The 20,014-nt window shown below is 46.5% G+C and carries 18 protein-coding genes and 1 pseudogene; all 19 read left to right on the top strand.

The features are described 5' to 3' along the window. Window positions 1-14: 14 nt before the first annotated feature. A complete protein-coding gene (gene ssuE, locus ACEN8J_RS11540; protein WP_495594515.1) occupies window positions 15-545 on the top strand; it encodes an NADPH-dependent FMN reductase in 531 nt (176 codons plus the stop codon). Window positions 546-652: 107 nt separating this feature from the next. Beyond that, window positions 653-1,543: a LysR substrate-binding domain-containing protein gene (locus tag ACEN8J_RS11535; RefSeq protein ID WP_495594514.1), complete on the top strand. Its 891-nt coding sequence runs from the start codon at window positions 653-655 to the stop codon at window positions 1,541-1,543. Window positions 1,544-1,703: 160 nt separating this feature from the next. Further along, window positions 1,704-2,555, top strand: a complete 852-nt coding sequence (locus tag ACEN8J_RS11530) for a transporter substrate-binding domain-containing protein (protein ID WP_029519118.1) — start codon at window positions 1,704-1,706, stop codon at window positions 2,553-2,555. A gap of 76 nt (window positions 2,556-2,631) precedes the next feature. Next, entirely contained in the window at window positions 2,632-3,411 is a 780-nt protein-coding gene (locus ACEN8J_RS11525) for an amino acid ABC transporter permease (protein ID WP_029519119.1), read from the top strand. Then, window positions 3,408-4,118: an amino acid ABC transporter permease gene (locus tag ACEN8J_RS11520; RefSeq protein WP_340885196.1), complete on the top strand. Its 711-nt coding sequence runs from the start codon at window positions 3,408-3,410 to the stop codon at window positions 4,116-4,118. The genes ACEN8J_RS11525 and ACEN8J_RS11520 overlap by 4 nt, the downstream gene beginning before the upstream one ends. Continuing rightward, on the top strand, window positions 4,115-4,867 hold the full coding sequence (locus ACEN8J_RS11515; protein WP_341039297.1) for an amino acid ABC transporter ATP-binding protein: 753 nt from the start codon (window positions 4,115-4,117) through the stop codon (window positions 4,865-4,867). Before ACEN8J_RS11520 ends, ACEN8J_RS11515 begins: the two co-directional genes overlap by 4 nt. Before the next feature lie 15 nt (window positions 4,868-4,882). Beyond that, window positions 4,883-5,899 carry an LLM class flavin-dependent oxidoreductase gene (locus tag ACEN8J_RS11510; RefSeq protein WP_495594513.1) on the top strand — a complete coding sequence of 339 codons (1,017 nt, stop codon included), beginning with the start codon at window positions 4,883-4,885 and terminating at the stop codon, window positions 5,897-5,899. A 56-nt stretch (window positions 5,900-5,955) separates the two neighbouring features. Beyond that, window positions 5,956-7,113: an amidohydrolase gene (locus tag ACEN8J_RS11505; RefSeq protein ID WP_495594512.1), complete on the top strand. Its 1,158-nt coding sequence runs from the start codon at window positions 5,956-5,958 to the stop codon at window positions 7,111-7,113. Between the two features lie 9 nt (window positions 7,114-7,122). Beyond that, window positions 7,123-7,257, top strand: a pseudogene (locus ACEN8J_RS11500) (dockerin); the annotation flags it as partial. Between the two features lie 370 nt (window positions 7,258-7,627). Then, the gene (locus ACEN8J_RS11495) at window positions 7,628-9,037 is read left to right on the top strand and encodes a discoidin domain-containing protein (RefSeq protein WP_318626582.1); all 1,410 of its coding nucleotides are present in this window, start codon (window positions 7,628-7,630) and stop codon (window positions 9,035-9,037) included. Between the two features lie 250 nt (window positions 9,038-9,287). Further along, window positions 9,288-10,223 (top strand): ArsR family transcriptional regulator, encoded by a 936-nt coding sequence (locus ACEN8J_RS11490; RefSeq protein ID WP_029519125.1) that lies wholly within the window; start codon window positions 9,288-9,290, stop codon window positions 10,221-10,223. A gap of 198 nt (window positions 10,224-10,421) precedes the next feature. Next, on the top strand, window positions 10,422-12,146 hold the full coding sequence (locus ACEN8J_RS11485) for an ABC transporter substrate-binding protein (protein ID WP_342428838.1): 1,725 nt from the start codon (window positions 10,422-10,424) through the stop codon (window positions 12,144-12,146). Between the two features lie 107 nt (window positions 12,147-12,253). Beyond that, window positions 12,254-13,207, top strand: a complete 954-nt coding sequence (locus tag ACEN8J_RS11480; protein WP_322252053.1) for an ABC transporter permease — start codon at window positions 12,254-12,256, stop codon at window positions 13,205-13,207. A gap of 15 nt (window positions 13,208-13,222) precedes the next feature. Then, complete coding sequence (gene opp4C, locus ACEN8J_RS11475) at window positions 13,223-14,149, top strand: oligopeptide ABC transporter permease (RefSeq protein ID WP_029519128.1); 927 nt, start codon at window positions 13,223-13,225, stop codon at window positions 14,147-14,149. 13 nt (window positions 14,150-14,162) lie between these two features. Continuing rightward, on the top strand, window positions 14,163-15,146 hold the full coding sequence (locus tag ACEN8J_RS11470; protein WP_069010208.1) for an ABC transporter ATP-binding protein: 984 nt from the start codon (window positions 14,163-14,165) through the stop codon (window positions 15,144-15,146). Further along, window positions 15,139-16,107 (top strand): ABC transporter ATP-binding protein, encoded by a 969-nt coding sequence (locus ACEN8J_RS11465; protein ID WP_069010207.1) that lies wholly within the window; start codon window positions 15,139-15,141, stop codon window positions 16,105-16,107. Before ACEN8J_RS11470 ends, ACEN8J_RS11465 begins: the two co-directional genes overlap by 8 nt. Before the next feature lie 266 nt (window positions 16,108-16,373). Then, window positions 16,374-16,643: a 30S ribosomal protein S14 gene (gene rpsN / locus ACEN8J_RS11460; protein ID WP_029519131.1), complete on the top strand. Its 270-nt coding sequence runs from the start codon at window positions 16,374-16,376 to the stop codon at window positions 16,641-16,643. 249 nt (window positions 16,644-16,892) lie between these two features. Beyond that, window positions 16,893-17,885, top strand: a complete 993-nt coding sequence (locus tag ACEN8J_RS11455) for a cation diffusion facilitator family transporter (RefSeq protein ID WP_029519132.1) — start codon at window positions 16,893-16,895, stop codon at window positions 17,883-17,885. A gap of 208 nt (window positions 17,886-18,093) precedes the next feature. Continuing rightward, on the top strand, window positions 18,094-19,998 hold the full coding sequence (locus ACEN8J_RS11450) for a heparinase II/III domain-containing protein (RefSeq protein WP_029519133.1): 1,905 nt from the start codon (window positions 18,094-18,096) through the stop codon (window positions 19,996-19,998). Window positions 19,999-20,014 lie beyond the last annotated feature (16 nt).

Below are 20,014 nucleotides of genomic sequence, written 5' to 3'. Positions count from 1 at the left end.
AAGGAGGAAGAAATATGTCCAAAGTTGTCATCCTATCAGGCAGTCCGTCTACACAATCCCGTTTATACGGTTTGATTAACTATACAACGGAGCAGCTGCAGCAGGCTGGAGCGGAGGTCACATTACTGAATGTGGTCGACTTGCCAGCAGAGGATTTGGTCTCAGCTAACTTTAACAGCCCCGACATCACAGCATCACTTTCGCTGATTGCAGTAGCGGATGCCATTATTGTGGCATCTCCAGTATATAAGGCGTCCTATTCAGGACTATTAAAAATATTTCTGGATTTGGTTCCGCAGGAGGGACTAAGAGGGAAACCTGTCCTGCCTTTATTTATCGGAGGTACGCTGGCTCACCTGCTGGTCATTGACTATGCGTTGAAGCCGGTTATTAATGCACTGGGCGGAAGACATATTCTTGGCGGGGTGTACGCAGTGGATCAGTGGGTTGAGCGTCTGCCAGATGGAGCATACGGGTTGTCTGAAGAATTGGTTGCACGGTTGGAACGTTCTGTTAAAGAACTAAATGAGCTATTAAAATTATAGATATTTTCAATTTTTCCATTGACAGGTCGTTCAGTGAGTTTTATGATACAAAAAACCAAGTTAACTCATTTGATAAATGTATATAAAACTTACTGGGGGACTTGCGTATGAATATCGAGAATATGGAAGCCTTTGTATACGTGAATCATTATGGAAGTTTTAACAAGGCAGCAGAAGCGTTATTCTTGTCACAGCCCTCAGTCACAGCCCGGATTCAGACGCTTGAACGTGAGCTTGAGTGCAAGTTATTCGACCGCCAAAGCAAACAAACGATTCTGACGGAGGATGGACGAAAGTTTCTTCCTTATGCGGAGCAGATGCTCCAAGTGCTGCAAAAAGGGAAGCAGAAGCTTCAACAGCGCAAGAAAGCCCCTCAGCAAATTCGAATTGGCTGCACGATATCGGTGTCGAACTACATTATTCCTGAAATATTAAAGCAGCTTCGTGCCCGTTATCCAGAGGTTAATTACAAAATTGTGACGGCTACGACGGATCAACTGCTACATAAACTGTTGAACCGTGAGGTAGACATTAGTTTTGTCCGTAAAGTGATGCATCCGGCTATCCGTACGCTCGCCTTTTATGAAGATCCGATTTCCCTGTATGTATACGACGGCCATCCGTTTATGAAGACAGGAAAGGCCAGCATACAGGATATTCAACGTGAAACACTGGTGTTTTTCGAATGTGGATCACTAGATTGGATGAGAATTCATCGCGCTTTTGAATCACTGGAGCAGCCCCCGGACATTGCTTTTCAGGTAGACAATGTGGTCACGGCCAAAAAGCTGGTATTGGAAGAAGCGGGTATTGCCTTTTTGCCGGATGTCTGTGTGAACCGTGAAGTGAAAGATCAGAAACTGTTCCGTATCCATGTTCCAGAGGTAGCTGGGGTGTCGATGCAGATTAGCATAATAGCGACCAAAGAAGACTGTGCAGTGACCTCGGATTTTGCAGATGCACTGACAGAAGGTTTCCGGGGTGCTGTTTTGTTATAGAAAAGTTCTATAGCTTGGTGGATTGACGTATAGGTTTCCAGGTGTTAAATTAGTCACATCCTAAAACCGATTAAACTCATAGGAATTATGAATTATTGAATGTTGTAGCTACCATGTATGTCGCAAACTGCTGATATACAAAGAGATGAGGGGGATTCATATGAAAAAGTGGTTTGCAATATTGTCTGTTATGGCAATCATCCTGGTGTTGGCAGGCTGCGGTTCCTCAGATAACGCGTCTAGCGCGTCAGGTTCGAGCGGAGACGTGAAGAAAATTATCGTAGGCACAGGTACTCAATTCAAAAATGTATGCTTTATTGACGAAAACGGAAATTTAACAGGTTTTGATGTGGAGCTGATTAAGGAGCTGGACAAGCGCCTGCCTCAATACGAGTTTGAATTCAAAACGATGGACTTTGGAAATTTGCTGCTAAGTCTCGATGCCGGCAAGATTGATCTGGTATCGCATCAAATGGAAAAAAACCCGGAGCGCGAAGCCAAGTATCTGTTCAACAAAAATCCATATAGCATTTTTCTGAACAGAGTCGCTGTAGCGAAGGATAACAATACCATTCATTCCATTGATGATTTGAAAGGGAAAAAGGTACTTACCAGCCCAACCAGTAATGCGGCGTATGTGCTAAAAGAATATAACAAAAACCATGGAGATGCCCTGAATATCGTTTATACGAGTGGTGCGGCCAATGATACGGTGCAACAAATTACGAGTGGCCGTATAGATGCTACCGTTACGACAGACTTTGCGAACCGTTTTAACACCGATGAAAAAGGAGAAGTAGCTCTGAAAACCGTTGGTGATCCTTTGACTCAATCGGATGTACTGTATGTACTGAATAAAAATGAGCAAGGATTGGCGGATGACCTGGACAAAGCCATTCAGGAAGTGAAGGACGACGGTACGCTGTCGAAGCTGAGCATTAAATGGCTTGGAGAGGATTTCACGAAGTCTCTGGAAGATGTGAAAAAGGAAGGTAACAGCAGTAAAAAGTAAGGATAGACTTGGACATTTCAGCGGTCAGGGTACTCTATGTATTCTGACCGCTGATGTATAGAAAGGAGGCAGGCATATGAGCAGAGAGTTCAATATTGACTATGTTTTTAGCTTTATCCCGAAAATGCTGTCTTACTTACACATCACCTTGTTTATTGTAGCAAGCTCGCTTGTATTGGGGCTTATCATTGGTCTGTTGGTTGCGCTGCCTCGCATGTATAACATTCCATTTCTCAAACGTGTTTCTCAGGTGTATGTTTCCTTTTTTCGCGGAACACCTATTCTAATCCAATTGTTTCTGGTGTATTACGGCCTGCCAGAGCTACTAAAGCTGGTAGATATCAATTCCTCCAGATGGGATGTGCTGTGGTTTGCTGTAGCGACCTACGCACTCAATAGTGGAGCCTTTATTTCCGAAATTATCAGGTCAGGAGTAGAGGCAGTAGACCGAGGACAAATCGAGGCTGCACAGTCCGTCGGCATGTCAGGCTATCAGACCTTTACACGTATCATAATGCCGCAAGCGCTGGCTGTGGTGATTCCGATATTTTCCAATCTGGTGATTGGCAATCTGAAGGATACCTCGCTGGCATTTACAATCGGAGCGATGGAGATGACAGGGAAATCACAGACATTAGGGTCGGCTACCCAGCATTTTGTTGAAACCTACATCGCGTTATCCCTTATTTATCTGGTCATCAGTCTGATTTTACAAAAATTGTTCAGGGTGCTGGAAAATACGCTTCTCCGGCATGAGCATCGGGATGAAGTGCAGAAAGAACCCGAAAAACGAAAAAGTTTTGTGGTGCGCTACCTGAGAAGTCCTCGTCTGAGTAAAGGAGGTAAAGGCATATGAGTCTGGATTTTGGATTTATATATACTGCCTTTTTAGGGTTGTTCTCCGCGTTGCCCAACACCTTAATGATTACGGTGGTTTCTGTACTGGCAGGGTTGGTCATCGGTATAATAACGGCGCTGGCGCGAATCTATAAGGTTCCTGTGTTATCCCAGATTTCTCACGGTTACGTTACCTTTATCCGTGGCACACCGATGCTGATGCATTTGCTGCTTATTTATTTCAGTTTGCCTTTGTTAATTGATGCGGGAGCGAAGCATTTCGGCTGGCCGCTGCAATCCAAAGATGTTCCTTATATGGTATTTGCACTCATTTCGTTTTCCATTACCAGTGGCGCGTATATGTCTGAGGTCGTCCGTTCTGGAATTCAATCGGTCAACAAGGGGCAGATCGAGGCGGCTTATGCTGTCGGGATGACGACGTGGCAAGTGCTGAGACGGATTGTATTTCCGCAGGCATTCGTGGTGAGTTTGCCAAATCTGACGAATTCCGTTATTGGGATGCTTCATGGCTCTACCTTGGCTTTCACGGTTTCTGTCACAGAAATCCAGGCACAGGCTGAAATTCTGGCATCTACCAACTGGAAATATTTGGAGGTATATATCGCAGCTGCACTGCTATTTTGGGGCTTGACGGTATTGATTGAGCGAATATCTGGGTTGGTGGAGAAAAAAATCAATGTGTTTAATGGAGGTCGAGCATCATGATCCGTCTGCAAAATATTACGAAGTCGTTCGGCAAACATGAAGTGCTTAAAGGCATTGATTTGACCGTGAACAAAGGCGAGGTCGTCGTTATTTTAGGACCGAGCGGTTCAGGAAAAACGACTCTGCTACGCTGCATTAATTATCTGGAAAAGCCGAATGATGGGGAAGTCAGCATTGGCGATTTTACAGTGAACTGCAAGCGACCTGCGAAGAAGGATGTTTTGGCTCTACGCCAAAAGACGGCTATGGTTTTCCAGCAATACAATTTGTTCAAGCATAAAACAGCACTGGAAAATGTCATGGAAGGACTTGTCGTTGTCCGCAAGGTCAAGCAGGAGGAAGCGAAAAAGATCAGCATTGAAGTGCTGGAAAAGGTCGGTCTGGGTGAGAAACTGAATCATTATCCAAGTCAGCTATCCGGTGGGCAGCAGCAGCGTGTCGGCATAGCGCGTGCTTTGGCGCTGAACCCGGAAGTGATTTTATTTGACGAGCCGACTTCGGCGCTGGACCCTGAATTGGTGGGTGAGGTGCTGTCGGTGATCCGCAAGATTGCGAAGGAAGGCATTACGATGATTGTCGTTACACATGAAATGGGCTTTGCGCGCGATGTTTCAAATCATGTGGTATTTATGGATGGCGGTCATATTATCGAGGAAGGCACACCGGACGACATTTTTAACCGCCCCAAAGAGGAACGTACCCAACAATTCCTGAAACGGATTACACCGGAATATAACTATTCAATTTAGACGGGAGAGGGAGACATGAGTATTAAAATCGGAGTATTGGATCAAAGCCCCATACACGAGGGGGAAACAGCAGCGCAGGCCCTTCGTAATACGATTAAGCTAGCACAGCGTGTAGAGGAATTGGGGTTTACACGCTTCTGGGTATCAGAGCACCACGATTCCGAGCAGGTTGCGGGCTCTTCGCCAGAGGTACTCATTTCCCACTTGCTGGCACGCACTGAGCGTATTAACGTCGGTTCTGGTGGAGTGATGCTTCAGCATTACAGCCCTTATAAAGTAGCTGAAAACTTTAATGTACTGTCCTCTCTTGCACCGGGTCGCGTAGATTTGGGAATCGGACGCGCGCCGGGCGGGCTGCCGAAATCCACACAGGCGTTACAACGAAACGTTCATGACGCGCCTTCTCTCGAAGAAAAAATTGATGAAGTAAGTCGCTATATTCATAATATTCCGTCTGAAGAAGGACCGTTAGCCGGGTTACAGGCGAATCCGATTCCAGAAACACCGGCAGATATTTACGTTTTGGGTACAAGTACAGACAGTGCTGGAATTGCTGCGCGTTTGGGGTTGCCCTACGTTTTCTCACAATTTATCAATAGTAATGAGCAGGTTGCATTGGACTCATTCCGTACGTATCGGGCGTCTTTCGATTATAGTTATGGACGTGAGCCGAAAGCTCTTTTTGCGCTTTCAGTCATCGTAGCGGACACTTCCGAGGAAGCTGCAGAGTTAGCAGGGGAGCACAAGCTGTACAAAATTCATCTGGCCAGTGGCAAGACGGCTACGGTGGGCACGTTGGAAAGTGCAGAAAAGTTTGGCAAGCAATCGGGTGAAGAATATACAATTGAAGCTACACAAGCGCAAATTAACAAAGGGAATAAAGACGAAATTTATGCTGTCCTGACGGAAATTCAAGCGAAGTATCAGGTCGATGAGCTGATCGTTACGACAGGAATAAGAGATATACACAAGCGCGTGCGCTCGTTCGAGTTGTTGCATGAAGCTTTTGCCGGATTGCCTGTGCAGTCCTAGAAATTGTTGGTCTGAGAGAATTGTAACTATTTTGGGTTCACGAAGGAGGAATAGGGATGAGTGGATCAACCGGGACGAAGGAGCAGGTTTTGGAGCAGCAGCTGGTGGATATTCGCCGCCATCTGCATCGAAATCCCGAGCTATCTAACGAGGAGGTTGAAACTACCGCCTTTATCCGCCGTCTGTTGGAAGAACAGAACATAACGATTCTGGATGTGCCGCTGCGTACCGGATTAGTAGCGGAAATTGGCGGACGGCAGGAGGGACCAACTGTCGCGCTTCGTGCAGACATTGATGCGTTGCCTATTCAGGAGGAGACGGGATTGCCTTATGCTTCGGTGCATCCGGGCAAGATGCATGCTTGTGGGCATGATTTTCATACCGCGTCCTTGTTAGGAGCAGCCATACTCCTGAAGCAGCGGGAGCAGGAGCTGAAAGGCACGGTTCGGCTGGTGTTCCAGCCAGCTGAGGAAAAGGCCAAAGGCGCTGCCCAAGTGCTGGACAGCGGTGCGTTGGCAGGGGTGCAGGCCATATTTGGCCTGCATAACAAGCCAGACCTGCCCGTAGGCACGGTCGGCATCAAAGAAGGTCCTCTAATGGCAGCGGCGGATGGTTTTTACATCGAGGTGGAGGGTCTGAGCACACATGCGGCAGTGCCGCATGCAGGGATTGACCCCATCGTGGTATCGTCACATATCATTACGGCGCTGCAATCCATTGTGAGTCGGAGCGTTAATCCGCTGGATAGCGCGGTCATTAGCGTCACGAAGCTGCACAGTGGCAACGCCTGGAACATCATTCCTGACCGCGCCCATTTGGACGGAACAATCCGCACATTTGACGAGAATGTTCGCGCTCAGGTGACTGAACGCTTCGAGCAGGTCGTAAAAGGTGTTGCCGATGCTTTCAGCACGAAAGCAACCATCCGCTGGATCGAGGGTCCGCCACCTGTTCTGAATGACGGTAAGTTGGCCGCTATCGCGGAAGAGGTGGCCGAAGCGGTCGGTCTGGAAGTCGTTCGCCCCGTACCGTCCTCGGCGAGCGAGGATTTTGGGTTTTATCAGAAGAACATCCCAGGTGTATTTGTCTTTGTCGGCACTGCGGGAAGCCAGGAATGGCATCATCCTGCCTTTGATCTGGACGAACGTGCGTTGCCCGGAACAGCGAAGCTACTGGCTTCACTGGCTGAGTCGGCATTGATATCCATAGACTAGGAGCGTGAGCCTAGCGGTGGTTTTCCTGTGCCAACTATTATGTGGGCCGGCAATTCTCCCAAAATAACAGAGTGGGATACCTGGATGTTGCGGTATACCTGGAGCCAAGTCAAGAAGGATACTACTCGTTTTCCTACCCGCTAAAAAATGCTAGAGTAGTGTGAAAAAGCTTATAAATAGAGCCGTTTATTCCAAAATCAAATTCTGCGATGGAATTGATTCAGTGAATAAACGGTTTTTTCATTTTATAAAATACCAGTTTTGTGCATGCAAAGAGTAAGTATATGTCCCAAAATACGATTAAAAATCCTAATTTAAATCATTAAGGAAAATATTGACGATGTAATAATCCAGTGATAATATGATTTGTGATTATTTACAAAAAACGACAAGGAGGATTGATAGTGTACTCTTGATCTCCTAGATTAGTTCGCAAACACGAAAAGAGAGCTGATAGAGATCATCGTTTCAGGAAAACTACTGCAATAATACAAATGGATATGGAGGTACATACATGTTGAACAGAAAAGGAATGATGATGGCTTCTTTTTCAGTAGTCATTGCTAGTTCATTACTGATGGGAAATGCTAGTTTTATATCAGCGGATTCTCATCTAAACCGGAATTCTGTGGTTGCAGCAACGAGTGATTCGACATTGGCTGATATGCCACCTTATCTCAAATCATCGGTGGAATGGGTTTGGAAGAATAGAATGTTGACCGAAGGCTCAACGGCTCGTAAAAATACGATTTTTGATCAAATTTTTGCGGGTAAAGGGACTCTTAATTATGTTATACGCTGGCAATCCTCTAAGCCTGTTACACTGAAGCAACGCCAGGATATTGCTAAAATGATAGATCGGCAGATGAACCATTGGACAGATCATCTTCAAGGATATGACGGCTGGCCCTATAAGAATATTAAAGTAAAAGTGGTAGGCTGGGCTGTTGCCGATCCTTCACTGCTCCTAGACAAGCAGCCTGACGAGGTCATTTATACGGATACCATTCTAGATACACTAGCTTCTGAAAAACCGGAAATTCCTGCTGCACTTCCAGTTGCGCCTAATGAAATATCCCGATTTGAGCATTTTTCGGACCCGAACTATTCATATCCGGGTGGATTGGATAAACGCTTTGATATGTATCTCTGGGCCACAGAAAATTTTGGCGGGGGAGCCGGCGGCGACTGGGGACAGCGCATGAATGATGAATACGTTCTGAGTACGGTGAATTCTGATGAGATTGAGATTACTGAACATGAAATTGGGCATGGATTTGGATTAAACGATTTTTATGAAGAACATGAGCGTCCACCAGGTGGATTTCCAACGAACACGATTATGTGGGCTGGCAACTCCGATCATATCACCGACTGGGATGTTTGGATGCTGCGGTATACCTGGAGTCAAATCAAAAAGGATACGGCTCGTTTCCCAATCACGACTAAAGACGACGATGGCCCAATTGAAATAGATCCTGATGAAAGCGTAAACATTGCGCCTGCGGCAACGGCTAGCAGTTCCTATACTTCAACTTGGGAAAATGTAAGCGCGCTAAACGATGGATTTGAACCTGCTAATTCTAATGATCGAAGTCATGCCGTGTACGGCAATTGGCCTGAGACAGGTACACAATGGGTCCAATATGATTTTGATCAAGAATATACGGTATCCCAAACGGATGTCTATTGGTTTAAAGATGGCGGTGGCATTGATGTTCCTAAGTCTTACAAGATTAAGTATTGGAATGGTCGCAGCTGGTCCAATGTCAAGCAGGCTAATGGATTGGGTGCTTCGGCAGACCAGTATAATACAACTACTTTTACGCCTGTAAAAACAACGAAATTAAGAATTGAAATGGTATCCAAAGGTTCAGCATCCACAGGAATTTTAGAGTGGAAAGTAGCAGCTAACAAACTTTAAACATTATACTATTTGACCCAAGGTTGTCTCCTGCGATATTTGTGGGAGACAACCTTTTTGAATTCATAGCTGAACAGTTAAAGTCTGGTGAGATCAGGCTTTTTTTGCGCTTTGATTATAGCGCTTGTTTCCTTCATATTTGTGTCTGTGTTTTGCTAAATTCTCGTACGAATGGCTCACTAAGAATGAATGGGTGTACGATAGTATGTATAATGGACATCAGATATGATAGAAAAGAGGACAGAAAGCGATGAGTCACGACGTGAATGCTCCTTACGATGTACATGTAGCATATGGACCGGTGTTTGAGCTGCTCAGCAGCTTACACACCTTTATTTGCCGCAAGGCTTACAAGAAGACCGACTTATCAGCCGGGTGGGCGGAGCAAGTGAGTGGAACGCTGTCTCCAGGTTTGTCCGAATTGCTGGAGTCCATGGAAATCAATGCAGATTGGAAGGTTATTTATGGACTTGTCTATATGCTTTCTGATCAGGGGGGCGTTGAAGAGGTCGTAGACCGTTTGGAAAGCCAGACTTTACAGGAATTAAAACAACAGGCATCAGCCTATGGGATTCCGCTGCCTGACGACATGGAGAAGCTTCGCAAACTTGCTTTGCAACTGCTATCTGGCTGGGACGAAGAGTATTTTCGCCATGTGGATATAAGTATTCTAAGCGGTCTGGAACAGGAAGCTGAACGAAGAAATAAGGAGAAGGGCGTTTATAGCTCTATGGAGTGGGTGGATCGTACCACTAATGGCTTCCGGTTCGAGCCTTCCGAGGGACTGACGCGCGTGTTGCTGGTGCCTCAATACCATTTTCAGCCGATAAATATTATTTATCGATTTGGGTCGCTCCTGTTATGCCATTACTCGGCAGGAATTTATGTTCAGGAGGAAGATTTTTTATCCCCACAGGAATATCGAATGATCCGAAGCTTGGGGGAGAAGAGCAGGCTTAGGATTTTAAAATATTTGTATCAAAGCCAGTCTCCACGAACCTTTATTGAGATTGTCCGTCATCTCAAGCTGTCCAAGGGAATCACGCACGACCATATTTTTAAGCTCCGGGCCTCCGGCTTCATTCATGCACATTTTGATGGAGAAACATTACTCGGATATAGCGCACGGCTTTCGGCTGTGGATGAAATGCATCGGAGCATTTTTGGCTATATGGAGCGAAATTAGGCTGCACGCACCCGTCAGACTTTAACACTTTAAACAAATAGACGTCGATCATTTGGAATCCAGATGAGTTGACGTCTTTTTTTTACATAAAAAATGTAGTTCTCCCTTTACAGAACCCCAATAAATTCCTATAATGAGGTTTATCTTCTTAATCACAACTTGTTCTATCGGAATTTAATAATTTAACTCGGGGGGATTATGTTGAAAAAGAGTATTATTTTACTTAGCAGTCTACTTCTGGCGAGCTCTATTTTGCTGGCGGCTTGCTCTAACGGTGGACCGGACAGCTCCAACAATGCTACTGCCCAAAATAATGGGGACACACAGACAGCTACTACAACGCAGCCATTAACAAGTTTGGTAAAGGCCTCTGATATGTCCAAATTGCCGGAAGTGTCCAAAAAGAGAAGCGACACGATTATTGTGGGTCTGACTGACCCAGCCGGGGTGTTTACTCCGTATTTTAACCAAAGCGGCTATGACGGCAACGTGATTTCGCAATTGTGGACTCCGCTGGTCACAGTAGACGAGAAGGGGCTTCCGCTGCCCAATCTGGCTAAGAGCTGGGATATTTCTAAAGATAATCTAACGTATACATTTCATCTGGTTCCCGGTACTAAATTCAGTGATGGCTCCCCTTTGACAGCAGAAGATGTCGCTTTTACTTGGACGTTGATCTATGACAAAGCCTATCCTGGCGACAGTCAAATCCGAAAGCTGAACATTAAAGGCGGCAACGCCTATACGGAAGGCAAGGCAAAACAAATTGCAGGAATCAAGGTAATTGATGCGCAGACCATTTCTGCGACGTTGGAAAAACCTAACGCGTTGGCTCTGCCGATTCTGGGTGAATATGTACTGTCCAAAGCCTACTACGGCAAGGATTATAAGTTTGGACAGCTGGATTATTTTAAGAATCTACATAGTAGTCCTCTGGGGAATGGGGCTTATAAGCTGGAAAAATTTATTCCGGGGCAAGAAGTTCGTCTGGAGGCGAATGATCACTTTTTCAAAGGCAAGCCGAAAACACAGCATTTCATTTACAAAACAGCAGAAGGCGATGCTTGGCAGTTTATTGAAACGGGCGATACCGACTTTGCATCCTTCACCGCAACTCAGGAAAATATTGACAAACTGAAAGGGCTTGGCTTTTTAAACATTTTGCCGTATACCCCTAGCACTTACGGATATTTGCAAGTAAATCTAGAAAATGAAAAGCTTAAGGATAAAAAGGTTCGTCAAGCATTGACCTATGGACTGGATCGGAAAAGTATTTATGTCGACGCAGCTCAGGGAGCAGGGGCGGTCGCAAACATTCCAGCTTCCCCAATATTCTGGTCTTACACGACCGATGGAATCAATCCATACAACTACGACCCGGAGCAAGCGAAAAAGCTGCTGGATGAAGCGGGTTGGGTAGAAGGTAGTGACGGTATCCGTGAGAAAAACGGTCAGAAGCTGACCATTCACCTGCTGACCTCTAAACGTCCAGAAACAGACACCTTTATTGCGCTTGCGGCTGAAAATTACAAAGCGATTGGTGTTGACCTTCAGCCGGAAATCTTTGCAGACTTTAATGCAATGGTAGCCAAAGTAGAAGGTAAAGATTATGATCTCGCCGCCTTCTCGACAGGCATGCTGACAGATCCATCGGATGGAATCGAGCAATTCGTCAATGGAGAAGTCAAGGGATATAACAATCCAAAGGTAAAAGAGCTATATGAAAAAGGCTTGTCTACGACGAATATGGAAGAACGCAAGAAAATATATAAAGAATTATATGTGCTGCTAAACGATGAACTGCCCGTTATTTTTACCAACTATAAGAAGACGGTGTATGCCTACAATGGTCGGATGGAACATGTAAAGGTCAGTCCGTTCATTGGCTTGTCTGGTAATCTGTTCGAATGGTCCCTTAAATAAGCCACATTTGCGGGCCCCTTGTGAAGAACATCAGGTTCGGATCAAGGGGCCTCCCAAATGGGGGAAACGTAATGAGTAGCCTGACCTTGAATTGAAAGGAGTCTGTCATGAGCTCGTTTTTAACGAAAAGACTGACGTATATGGTTATTATTTTGTTGGCCGCATCGATGATGATTTTTTTCCTGTATGCCATGACACCGGGAGATTTCATTAGCGGCAATCTGAAGCTGTCGCCAGAGAGAAAGGCGGAGCTGAGGGAGATTTACGGCCTCAATAAGCCTATTCTTGAACGCTATGGAAATTGGCTAGGCAATGCGCTGCATGGCAATTTTGGCTATTCGCTTGCCCAGCAGAAGCCGGTGCTGACCTTATTTAATGAATATATCTGGAACTCGTTTTTGCTGGCCGTTATATCGACCTTCCTGACCTGGTTTATCGCGGTCATTATTGGTGTGGTTGCTGCTTATAAGCAGTATTCATGGTTTGATACGTTGGTAATGGTAGTGATTTTCGCTGCCATGTCTGTGCCCTCTTTTTTTATCGGGCTGTATCTGATTAAAATCGCAGCGGTTGACCTGAAGTGGTTGCCACCCGGTGGCATGCTCAATACGGGCAGTAACGCTACAGGTATGGAGTATGTGAAGGAGGTTCTCCAGCATATGACCTTGCCAGTGATCGTTATGACGCTGCTGGGACTGGGTTCGCTGACCCGCTACTTCCGTAGCAATATGATCGACGTGATCCAGCAGGATTATATACGCACAGCGCGTGCAAAGGGCTTAAAGGAAAGAAAGGTACTTTTTACGCACGCATTGAGAAATGCATTACTGCCTGCCATTACGCTCGTTGGCTTCGAATTACCTGCACTGTTTGGCGGGTCCCTGATTATTGAAAAGATTTTTAATTGGCCGGGAATCGGTCAGTTGTACATGCAATCCTTTTCGCTCCGGGATTATCCGCTACTTATGGGCTTTACGATGCTAATTGCCATATTGAGCGTGATCGGGACACTGTTGTCCGATATTTTGTATCGCATCGCGGACCCGCGTGTGAAAGTGTAAGAAGGGGGCTAAGGAATGTCATCCGTGAGCAGTAATTTGAGCAAGAGCAACGGCAGACTGCAAGCAACTGTTAAATCTTCAATGTGGCAGCAAGCGCTCCGGCAGCTGTTCAGAAACAAGCTTGCTATGGCTGGTCTGCTCGTCGTGGTATTTATGTTTTTGCTCTGTTTTATCGGCCCGCTATTTTCTCCTTATTCCGATAATAAAACAAATATATTAATGATGAACAAGGCGCCAAATATCCATCACTGGTTAGGAACAGACAAGCTGGGACGGGATGTGCTGACACGTGTGATGCAGGCAGGTCAAATTTCTCTTACCGTGGGTTTGGCTTCCATGGTATTGTCAGTCTTTTTGGGGGCTACGCTGGGGGTCATATCCGCATATTTTCGCGGGATTGCAGATCAGATTATTATGCGCGTTGCTGATTTGCTGCTGACAATTCCCAGTTTGCCCCTGCTATTTATTATGGGCGCGCTGCTATCTGATTGGAAGGTTCCACCCGATCAACGGATGTATATTGTCATGCTGATGCTTAGTCTGGTCAACTGGCCGGGGATTGCACGGATGGTGAGGGGCCAGATGCTTAGTTTGCGGGAACGTGAATTTATGCAAGCCGCGACGGTACTGGGACTCTCGAATCGTCGAAAGCTGTTCAAGCATCTGCTGCCGAATATTTTACCGTTGTTGATCGTTATCGCTACATTGAATATTGGCGGAGCTATCTTGAGTGAATCTGTACTCAGCTTCTTTGGCCTTGGCGTGCTACCCACGACACCAACTTGGGGCAATATGATTGATGCCGCTAACAATGTGCTGGATTTTCAGCAACGACCGTGGTTGTGGATACCGCCAGGACTGTCTATTTTTGCTACAGTCATCGCTATTAATATTTTTGGTGACGGGCTGCGGGATGTACTTGACCCGAAACATAAGAGGTAGGTGATCATACACCATGGACAATTTACTTTCCATTGAACATTTAAGCACTCATTTTTATACAGAAGAAGGAACGGTTAAAGCGGTGGATGATATCAGCTTCCGTGTGAAGCCGGGGGAAACGGTATGCATTGTCGGTGAATCGGGCTGCGGCAAAAGTATTACCGCGATGTCGATCATGGGTCTCATCCAGAGTCCTGGTGGTAAAGTGGCAGGCGGAAGCATCCGTTTTGAGGAAACCGATCTGCTAGAGCTTAGCAGAAATGAGATGCGCACGATTCGCGGGCATGAAATATCCATGATCTTTCAGGAGCCGATGTCTTCATTGAATCCAGTCATGACCATTGGTGAACAGCTATCCGAACCACTGATTGAGCATTTGAAAATAGGCCGTAAGGAAGCTCGTAAGCGAGCACTGGAGCTGATCGAACAGGTCGGTATATCCCGACCGGAGCAGATATTAAAAAGCTATCCGCATGAACTGAGCGGAGGAATGCTGCAGCGCATTATGATTGCCATTGCTGTTTCTTGCAGTCCCAAGCTGCTTATCGCGGATGAGCCAACCACGGCGCTGGATGTAACGATTCAGGCGCAGATTCTCGATATGCTGCGTGAATTTAAAGCCCAATCCAATATGTCGCTCATGCTAATCACTCATGATCTGGGTGTTGTCGCCGAAATGGCTGATTACGTCATAGTGATGTATGCAGGCAAGATCGTCGAGGAAGGCGAGGTGGTACAGCTGTTCAATCATCCCAAGCATCCTTATACACAGGGGTTACTAAAGTCCAAACCGGTGCTTAATCAGCGCCAAGAGGAACTGTATTCCATCCCCGGGCAGGTACCTAATCCGCTGGAGCTGACGACTTCCTGTTATTTTCACGACCGCTGTGGGTATTGCATGGACATTTGCCGTATAAAAGAGCCTACATTAAAAGAAGTTTCAGCTCAGCAGAAAGCATCCTGCTGGCTATATGAGGAGGCGGTTGTTCATGGCTGAGCCATTGTTGGAAATAGACCGCTTAAAAACATACTTTCCCGTGAAGTCCGGGTTTATGAACCGTACTTCAGGACATGTGCGGGCGGTAGACGATATCAGCTTTACAATCCGTCAGGGTGAAACCTTCGGGTTGGTAGGGGAATCGGGGAGCGGTAAAAGCACGGTGGGCCGCACGATTGTTAGATTGACGGATAAAACGGACGGTACCGTAAAATACAAAGGGGTGGATCTGCACAGCTTGTCTGCCAAAGCGATGCAGGAGCTTCGTCCTAAAATTCAGCTGATCTTTCAAGACCCGTATAGCTCGCTGAATCCCCGTGTACGGATTGGTGATGCCATTGGTGAGGCGCTACTGGATCACGGTATAGCTACCAAAGAGGAGGTCCGGCAGATTGTGCTGGACGTGCTCAAGCTATGTGGATTGTCCGAATATCATATCGACCGTTTCCCCCATGAATTTTCGGGAGGTCAACGTCAACGGATCGGCATTGCCCGAGCGTTGGCGCTTCAGCCGGATCTAATTATCGCTGATGAGCCGGTATCAGCGCTGGATGTGTCCATACAGGCGCAGATTATTAACCTATTCGCCAAATTGCAGGCCGAACGGGGTTTGACATATTTGTTCATCTCGCATGATTTGAGCGTGGTGGAACATTTGTGTTCCCGTATTGGCGTGATGTATCTAGGCTCTATGGTCGAAACAGCTTCGCGTGACGAGTTATTCGGCAATCCGCTGCATCCGTATACGAAGGCGTTGCTGTCGGCTGTGCCTATTCCGGTGCCGAAGTTGAAAAGAGAACGAATTTTGCTCAAGGGGGATATTCCTAGTCCGGTTAATCCGCCTTCGGGCTGCAAATTCCATACTCGCTGCCCCTTTGCCATCGGGCGTTGTTCTAAAGAGATTCCACTCTATCGTGAGGCACGTCCAGATCACTGGGTAGCTTGCCATTTGGCTGAATGAACAGAGCTAGTCAACAAATTTTAAAGCCGTTGAAACGGCAGACCGATCACAAGAGTGAAAGGGGTCTACTGTTTCAACGGCTTTTTAATGTTGTTGTGATTCAAACCGCTTGGGTTGACAACACGCTTGGAGCAGCGTTATATTAAATAGTAATCGTAATTATTACTATTTATGGTGTGAAATCATGTTCATATCCGTGTTCATCAATCTCGTGGTAGTGATGGTGAACCTTCATGATTGGCATATAACACAAGGAGGAGCTTTACATGGCCAAGAAGTCAAAAGTCGTAAAAGAGAAGAAACGCCAGGAAATTGTAGCTAAATATGCGGACCTGAGACGTGAATTGAAAGCAAAAGGGGACTACGAAGCTTTGCAAAAGCTTCCGCGTGACTCATCTCCAACACGCCTGAAAAGCCGTTGTGAGCTGACAGGAAGACCCAGAGGATACTTGCGCAAATTCAAGCTGTCTCGTATAGCGTTCCGCGAGTTGGCACATCAAGGCCAAATTCCAGGCATTACGAAATCAAGCTGGTAAACAGGCACTTATGTTGATCGCCAGCGCATGTAGATTATCTGTGTTGTTAACTTGAGGGTATGTCTGATAGAAGGCTGTAACGGGAATGCTTCATGTCGTAGGGTGACATGGGGCATTCCTTTTCCATGGAAAATATTATCGTTTGTATTGATTCTCCTCAGCTGGTTAGGTAGAATATGGACGGGTTAAAAATAATACATAACAAACGATGATATAACAGATTATGTATACCTCAGGAGGAGCTACAAGATGGAAGTGAAACAGAAAGAGGACTCCTTTTGGAGTATGGTCAAAAAAGGAAACAAATCTTCGGGCTCGGCGGCGTTAGGTAATACTGGCATTGCCTTGATTAAGGGGATTGCTTTTGCCTTGACAGGTAGTGGTTCTATGTTTGCTACGATGATGCATTCCATTGCGGATGCAGTGAATCAAATGTTTGTGTTCGCGGGCAGTGTACTAGCAGAGAAAAAACCGACAAAACGCTTTCCTACCGGCTTTGGACGGGTGATTAACCTGTTCTGTATGGTTGCTGTTATTGTCGTAACGATCATGGCCTATGAAACCGCATTGGAAGGCATTCATTTGCTTCAGCATCCGGCTGAATCTACACATGGATTTTGGATTAATGTAGTAGTGCTGATTTTGTCACTAGTGGTGGACGGATTTGTATGGAGCAAAGCGATGAAAGAAGTGCTGCATGAATCCAGAGTAGAAGCGAAGGGGCTAAGCATTTTCACCACTGCGTTCCGCCACGTGGGGCGTGCTGCACCGCCAACCCGTCTGGTATTTTATGAAGATTTGGTAGCAACAACGGGGGGAGTACTCGCCCTGCTAGCAGTGGTGGTCACATCGCTGACCGATTTTAAACTGTTGGACGGTATTTCAAGTATTCTCATCGGTTGTCTGATGGTCGGTGTTGCTTTCCGGGTCGGTTACGACAACATGGTAGGTTTGATCGGTGTATCTGCTCCTCCTGATATCGAAGAACGTGTGGCTTCCATTATTCTAGCAGACACACATGTTACGGATATTTATCAAATGCGTATTTTGCAGGAAGGACGCTACTATCACGTGGAAGGGTTGATTGAGCTTACACCGGGCATGACGCTGGCAGATGCTGACGATATTAAATTTAGAGTCGAGGACGCTTTGCTACGTGATCCTAATATCTCAGATGCAGCACTGGGTATTCTGGAGGATGACGGAATTAAAAACTGGAAACCAGAAAAGCCAAAGGTCTAGAAACGATAAATCCAGGCCAATCTGGACTCAGTCTGGCAAAAGAGTAGAACAAGAACTTCCATGACTACAGCAACGTGGCGTGGAGGTTCTTTTGTGTTTTGCGGTATTGTTTTTCTACCCCTTTGAATTTAGGATGATTGTTAGATACAATGAAAGCGTTAACAAAAAAGAGGGTGAAACGAATGCTTCTCATGGGGAGGAAAGGCAAATGAGTCTTCTGAGGGAGGCTTGGCCTGCTTCGCGGCTCGTTAAGGCGCTGGCTGGTAGTATGCAGGATTCAGCAAGGCAACGGTTAAGGAGTAATTGGACAAAAAGGCTGCGGACGACTGTCTCTGAGCCGATATACGCCGAGTTTTGGAAGGATATTGAGCGTGCCTGTAAAGATAATCGGGAAACATCATGGCCTGAACTGCCGTTGTCTCTGTTTCGGGAATTTGCTAATACAGGGGAGCGCAAACCGTATGAGGATGTGTACTTTGGACGGCGTGGACGACTGGTTGCTATAGTGCTGGAAGCGGTTGTCAAGCCGGAGCCTCGAAAGATAAAAGCGGTGGAAAGCGGTCTGCTGGACATATGCAGCGAGTACACCTGGGCGCTTCCTGCACATGTCAATGAAGAGGACACAGTAACACCGCCTTGGCAGCAGGTGGATTTATTCACGTCCGAAACAGCACAAATGCTGGTTGAAATTTTATTGCTGCTAGGAGAACAACTGGCTAGCCATGTGGTCGCTCAGGTGCACGAAGAGATCGAACGTCGTGTACTGGAACCCGTTTTTTGGCAGCCTCGTCATTTTGGATGGGAAACCGCAGATCATAACTGGTCGGCAGTATGTGCTTCGGGTTGTGGAATTGCAGCATTGCTGCTGGTAGAAGATGACTTTTCCAGAGCGGTAGCCATCGAGAGCATGCTGGGCGCACTGGATTGTTTTTTGGCAGGCTACAGTGAGGACGGGGGATGCCCCGAAGGCGTAGGATACTGGGTGTACGGCTTTGGTTATTTCATTTATTTTGCCGATATGCTGCGTGAGTTTACCGAAGGAGCAGTGGATATTCTGAACTCGGAAAAGATTAGGCAAATCGCAGCCTTTGCAGAGCGGGTTCATCTGTCGGATGGCATTTTTGCTAATTATTCGGACAGTAGTGAAACGGAACGTTTGCCTTCCGGACTCATCTCTCATTTGAATTCATTGCAAGAACGACCATCTACACTCCCTTTCTGCGTACCTGGTCTGTTGGAAGACCCCTGTCGCCGCTGGGCTCATGTATTGCGTAATCTGGTCTGGACGAATCCTTTGGCATTTGGGAGCGGTGAGACCGTTGCCAATTATTTGCCGCAACTTGGTTGGCTGATGTGCCGCAGCCGCAGTTCCAGCCATAGTGGATATGGAAGCCAAAAGGGTGAATCAGGTATCATGCTTGCATTTTCAGCGAAGGCTGGGCATAACAATGAACCGCACAATCATAACGATCTTGGACACTTCATCCTTCATGGTGGTGGCGAAAATCTATTGTGTGATCTGGGAGCAGGCTTATACACGAAGGCCTATTTTTCACCGGGAAGAGAGTCGATTATCAATATCTCCTCCGGAGGTCACTCCGTGCCTGTCATCAATGGGACTATGCAGCAATCGGGCGCAAAGGCAAAGGCGGTTGTACTGGATATTGCTTTGGATGAGCAGGAGGAGGTACAGCCAGGCACAAGACTTAAGCTTGATTTGACATCTGCTTATCCCGTAGAAGAATTGGCAGTCTTCACCCGCTCCTTCACATGGACTGTGCTGGAGGGAAGCAAGGGAGCAAGGCTTACCGTCACAGATCATTTTGAGTTTGAAACGTCTGGCGTTAGCATGAAGTCATGGGATGTGGAGGAGCTTTTCATCAGCCGCATTCAGCCTAATCTGGGAGCAAACTTCGTGGAATGGAAGGGAACGAGCGCGGTCGTCAGGCTAGATTATGATGCCAGCGTGCTGCGGGCGGGGGTGGAGGCTGTGAAGCACATAGATCATGACGGAGTTCCCTTTGTGTTTTATAAAACATCGCTGCAGCTGGGCTCCAATCACTGGAACGGTTCTGCAAGCGTAGATTGCAATCTGTTTTTTACCATACATTAATTTTCATTTTGAATGG

The organism is Paenibacillus sp. Paensp38, from assembly GCF_059491915.1.
This window is presented reverse-complemented; position numbering and strand designations above follow the sequence as displayed.